Annotated in this window: 6 protein-coding genes; 3 read left to right on the forward strand and 3 right to left on the reverse strand. The window is 75.2% G+C overall.

The features are described 5' to 3' along the window. Positions 1-183: 183 nt before the first annotated feature. From ACWDS7_RS46235 to ACWDS7_RS46245, 3 genes are read right to left on the reverse strand one after another with little or no spacing between them, the layout of a single operon-like run. On the reverse strand, positions 184-954 hold the full coding sequence (locus tag ACWDS7_RS46235) for an ABC transporter permease (protein WP_451934475.1): 771 nt from the start codon (positions 952-954) through the stop codon (positions 184-186). Then, positions 951-1,748 (reverse strand): ABC transporter permease, encoded by a 798-nt coding sequence (locus ACWDS7_RS46240; RefSeq protein WP_451934476.1) that lies wholly within the window; start codon positions 1,746-1,748, stop codon positions 951-953. Before ACWDS7_RS46240 ends, ACWDS7_RS46235 begins: the two co-directional genes overlap by 4 nt. Continuing rightward, a complete protein-coding gene (locus tag ACWDS7_RS46245) occupies positions 1,745-2,650 on the reverse strand; it encodes an ABC transporter ATP-binding protein (RefSeq protein ID WP_451934477.1) in 906 nt (301 codons plus the stop codon). Before ACWDS7_RS46245 ends, ACWDS7_RS46240 begins: the two co-directional genes overlap by 4 nt. A gap of 168 nt (positions 2,651-2,818) precedes the next feature. On the opposite strand from ACWDS7_RS46245, the gene ACWDS7_RS46250 reads away from it, so the two are divergent. The 3 genes from ACWDS7_RS46250 to ACWDS7_RS46260 all read left to right on the forward strand — a co-directional run. Continuing rightward, positions 2,819-3,997, forward strand: a complete 1,179-nt coding sequence (locus ACWDS7_RS46250; RefSeq protein WP_451934478.1) for a histidine kinase — start codon at positions 2,819-2,821, stop codon at positions 3,995-3,997. A 63-nt stretch (positions 3,998-4,060) separates the two neighbouring features. Then, positions 4,061-4,735: a response regulator gene (locus ACWDS7_RS46255; protein WP_451934479.1), complete on the forward strand. Its 675-nt coding sequence runs from the start codon at positions 4,061-4,063 to the stop codon at positions 4,733-4,735. A 137-nt stretch (positions 4,736-4,872) separates the two neighbouring features. Then, on the forward strand, positions 4,873-5,295 hold a 423-nt coding region (locus ACWDS7_RS46260), incomplete at its 3' end, for a serine hydrolase domain-containing protein (protein WP_451934480.1).

Below are 5,295 nucleotides of genomic sequence, written 5' to 3' on the forward strand. Positions count from 1 at the left end.
GTGGTCCGGGGCCGCAGGGAGCCGGGCGGCGGGCGGCGGGCGGCGGGCGGCTGAACCTCACCGTGCGGGTGACCGGGGCGAGCTGACCGGCCCGGCCACCGCGCGGGACCGGCCGGGCGTCCCCGGCGGTCACCGTACGGGACGGCCGTGGGGAGGAGCCGCCCGGGGACGCGGGCCCGCGGGTCAGGCGTCCCTGCGGGTCAGCACGGCGGCTCCCGCGCCCAGGGCGGCGACCACGTACGCCGCCAGCACCGCCAGCGCCCCGAGCGGCGGGAGGTCCCCCACGGCGGACGGGTGGTCCACGAGCTGCCCCGCGAGATCGGGCAGCAGCACCGAGCCGGCCCGGCCGCCCCACGGGGCGGGCAGCAGGGCCGCCACCACGGGGAGCACGAACAGCAGCGCGCTGACGGTGACGATCGCCCCGGCGGCCGAGCGCAGGACCGCCCCCAGGCCCAGGCCGACGAGTGCCACCACGGCCACCGACAGGCCGGAGGCGAGCAGCATCGGGATCTCCGCCCCGGGCGGGGTCACGTAGCCGGGGCTCAGCGGCCGGTCGCCGACGACCGCCCGGCCGGCGGCGAACGCCCCGGCCAGGAACAGCAGGCCGCCGAGGAGGGAGATCCCGGCGACGACCACCGCCTTCCCGGCGAGCACCCTCCGGCGGCGCGGCACGGCCGCGAGGCTGGCGCGGATCGTTCCGGTGGCGTACTCCGAGGTGATCGACAGCACGGCGAGGACGCCCATGCACAGCTGGACGAGCGGCAGGAGGACCTGCTCGACGGGCGGCGCCTGGAAGCGCGTCCGGCGCTCGGGCGGCAGGCCGTCCCAGCCGTTCACGCCCTGCAGCGCCAGGAAGGCGGCCACCGGCACGGCCAGGGCGACCAGGCCGAGGACGTACCAGGTGGAGCGGACGGAGCGGAGCTTCAGCCACTCGGACGCGAGCACGTCGGTCACCGGACGTCCCTCCTGCCGAGTACGGCGGCCGCCGCACCGAGCGCGACGACGACGTACAGGGCCATCACCGCCAGCGCCGCCGGCGGGGACAGGCCGATCCCCGCGCCCGCCCTCCCGAGGCCGACCGCCATGGGGACCTCGCCCGCGAGCTGCCGTGTCAGGTCCTCCAGCAGTACCGAGCCGACCCTGGCGTTCCAGGGCGCGGGCAGCGCGACCGCGAACCTCGGGACCACGTACAGCAGTACGACGACGCAGGTGACCGCCCCCGCGGTGGAGCGCAGGACGGTGCCCAGGCCGAGCCCCACCAAGGCGAGCACCATCGGCGACAGCCCGGTGGCCAGCATCTCGGGGAGCCCTCCGGCTAGCGGCGCCGTGAAACCGTGGATGGGGCGGTCCCCGACGACCGCCCGGCCGGCGAAGAACGCCACGAACACACTCGCCTGCCCGGCGACGAGGGCGACGGCGGCCACGACCACGGCCTTGGCCGTCAGCACCACACCGCGCCACGGCACCGCCACGAGGCTGGTGCGGATCATGCCGGTGGCGTACTCCGAGGTGATCGTGAGGACGCCGAGCACCGCCGCGCAGATCTGCACGGGCAACAGGACGAGCCGCTCCGGCTCCGCGGCCCGCAGCCCGGCCCGGCGCTCGGCCGGCAGGCCCTCCCACAGGTTCACCACGTAGCGGGTGAAGACCGCCATGAGCAGGACGGAGGCCACGACCGCGCCGAGGACGTACCAGGTGGAACGGGCGGAGCGGAGCTTCAGCCACTCGGACGCGAGCGCGCCGGTCATCGCCCGGCCGCCCGGTACTCGACGCCGTCGCCGGTGAGCTCCAGGTACGCCTCCTCCAGGGAGGCGCTGCGCGGCGTCACCTCGTGCACCGCGAGCCCGTGCCCGGCGGCCAGGTCGCCGATCTCCGTCACCTCGAGCCCCTTCACCGCCAGCCCTCCGTCCGGCTCCGCCAGGACCGTCGCCCCGGCGGCGCGGAGCACCGCGGTCAGCTCCGCCGCGCGCGGGGAGCGCACCAGCACGCCCCGTTCGAAGCGGCCGGCCAGGTCCTGGACCGAGGTCTCGGCGATCAGCCGGCCGCGCCCGATGACGACGAGACGGTCGGCGGTGAGCGCCATCTCACTCATCAGATGGCTGGAGAGCAGGACGGTGCGTCCCTCCGCGGCCAGCGAGCGCATCAGGTGGCGGATCCACCGCACCCCTTCCGGGTCCAGCCCGTTGACCGGCTCGTCGAACATCAGCACACCCGGGTCACCGAGCAGCGCCGCGGCGATCCCCAGCCGCTGCCGCATGCCGAGGGAGAACCCGCCGACCCGCCTGCGGGCGGCCCCGGCCAGGCCCACCTGCTCCAGCACCTCCGTCACCCGGCGCACCCCGATGCGGTTGCTCCGGGCCAGCCAGCGCAGGTGGTCGAAGGCAGTGCGGCCGCCGTGCACGGCCGCGGCGTCGAGCAGCGCGCCCACCTCGCGCATCGGGTGCCGGATCGTGGCGTAGCGGCGCCCGTTGACGAGCGCCTCGCCCGAGCCGGGGGCGTCCAGGCCGAGCAGGACACGCATCGTGGTCGACTTCCCTGCGCCGTTCGGCCCCAGGAAGCCGGTCACCTGTCCCGGCTCCACCCGGAACGACAGCCCGTCCACCGCGACGGTCGCGCCGTAGCGTTTGGTCAGCTCCTTGACTTCGATCATGCCGTCGAGGGTCCCGTACGGCGGGCCGGCGGCGCGTCGGACCACGGCCGGGATCGCGCCGTCGGACCGGGGTCCGGCGGCGGCGGTGCCGTCCGGGGCGGGTCATACCCGAGGATGACGTCCTCCGGGTGGAGGCCGGAGCCGGAGCCGGGCCGGTAGCGTCTCGGTGTGGACGATCTCGACGTGGACGGCTCGCTGCTCCTGCGCAGGTGGAGCCGCGGCCAGCTCGTCGCCCTCGATGCGCTGGCCGGGGCGGTGTATGTGATCGCGCTCCTGCTGTCGGCGATCGCGCGGCCGGCGGCGGGGACGCCGCTGTGGGCGCAGTGCCTGCTGCCGGCCGGGATCGGGGCGGCGCTCGCCGTACGGCGGCTGTGGCCGCTGCCGGTCTTCGGTCTCGTCCTCGGCGCGTCCCTGGTGTCGTTCTCCCTGGGCTTGGCGCACGACGGGTTCGCCGCGGCGGCCTTCGCGCTCTACCCCGTCGCGCTCACCCGTCCCAGGCGCCGGTGGGAGCCCACGGTCGCGATCGGCGTGTGCGGCGCGGCGGCCTTCCTGATGCTGTCGCTGGCGGGCAGTCCCACCCCGGCCGGATGGGCGCGCCCCGTCGGCGCCCTGGTGGCGGGCGCGGCGTTCCTCGGCTGCACCTGGACGGTCGGCCGCGCCGTGCGGGAGCGGCGCGCGTACGCGGCGCGCTCGGCCGAGCAGTTCGCCGACCGGGCGGTCACCGAGGAGCGCCTGCGCATCGCGCGCGAGCTGCACGACGTCGTCGCGCACAGCATGAGCCTCATCGCGGTCAAGGCGGGGATCGCCAACCACGTCGCGGAGGCCCGGCCGGAGGAGGCCAGGGACGCGCTGCGCGTCATCGAGGCCACCAGCCGGGGAGCGCTCACCGAGATGCGTCACCTGCTGGGCGTGATGCGTTCCGGCCCCGGCGCGGCGCCGGACACGGTCTCCGGCCTCTCCCCCGCACCCGGCCTCGACGGCCTGCCCGAGCTGGCCGGCCGGGCGGCGATGGCCGGCGTCCGCGTCGACCTGGACGTCACCGCGGCCGCGCTGCCCGAGGGCGTCGGACTGTCGGTCTACCGGATCGTGCAGGAGGCCCTGACCAACGTGGTCAGGCACGCCGCCCCGGCGCGGTGCCGGGTGGCGGTCGAGGCGGACGGGAGGGAGGTGCGGGTCGAGGTGACCGACGACGGACCGGGCCACCGGGTCCTGCCCGGCCGTCAGGGCCACGGGCTGATCGGGATGCGTGAGAGGGTCATCATGTACGGCGGGACCTTCACGGCCGGGCGGCGGCCGGAGGGCGGGTTCGGGGTGTCGGCGCGGCTGCCGTACGGCGAGGACGGGTGAAGCGGCTGCCGTACGGCGAGGACGGGTGAAGGGGTGAGTCCATCGGCTCAGCGGGAGGACGGCGTGATCCGCGTGCTGGTCGCCGACGACCAGGCCCTGCTCCGCGGCAGCTTCCGGCTCCTGGTGGACACCGCGCCGGGCCTGACGGCGGTCGGCGAGGCCGGGACCGGCGCCGAGGCCGTCGCCCTGGCCCGCAGCGAGCAGCCGGACGTGGTGCTCATGGACGTGCGCATGCCGGAGATGGACGGCATCGAGGCGGCCCGGCGCATCTGCGGCTCGGCCGACACCGCGAGCGTGCGCGTCCTGATGCTCACCACGTTCGACCTGGATGAATACGTCTACGCGGCGCTGCGGGCGGGAGCCAGCGGCTTCCTGCTCAAGGACACGCCGCCCAGCGAGCTGCTGACGGCGATCCGCGTCGTGGCCGCCGGCGAGGGGCTGCTCGCGCCGACGGTCACGCGCCGCCTCATCGCCGAGTTCGCCAGGCGCCCCGAGCCGTCGCAACCACCCGTCCGGGAGCTCGACGGCGTCACCGGCCGGGAGCGTGACGTGCTCACGCTCATCGCCCGGGGGCTGTCCAACACCGAGATCGCCGGCCATCTGAACCTCAGCCTCGCGACGGTGAAGACGCACATCGGCCGACTGCTCGGCAAGCTCGGCGCCCGCGACCGCGCCCAGCTCGTCATCGTCGCCTACGAGACCAGCCTGGTCTCGGCGGCGCCGCGCCGGCCACGCTGAGGGACCCTCGGGCGGGCCCGCCCCGCGATCTTGTACGGCGGGCATGCCGGGAAAGCGGAGAACCGCCCCTAAAGACCAAAATATCCGTAAAATGCTGCCCTTCTTGTACGCATGTGACTTGGGGGACAGAAGTGACGATGCTCAGCCGCCGGAACCTGCTCAAGGCGGGCGCGGTCTCCGTGCCCGCCGTGGCTCTGGGCGCCCGGCCCGCCCAGGCGGCGTCCGCACCGGTCCTGACCACCACGGGCATCGCCCCAGCGGCACTGGCCGGGTTCGACAATGTCATGAAGACCTACGTCAAAGAGCGCGACATCTCCTGCGCGCAGCTCGCGATCATCAAGAACGGCAAGCTCGTCCTGGCCCGCGGCTACCGGTATTCGGACGGCACGCAGGCCCTGCCGTCGGTGGACCCGACCTCGCTGTTCCGTATCGCCAGCCTGAGCAAGCACATCACCTCCGCGGCGGTCATGCGGCTGGTCCAGGACGGCAAGCTCAGCCTGTCGGCGCCGGTCACCACGCTGCTCGGCCTGTCGGCCGAGGCCGACCCGCGCCTCGCGCAG

It is taken from the genome of Streptosporangium sp. NPDC003464 (assembly GCF_053588315.1).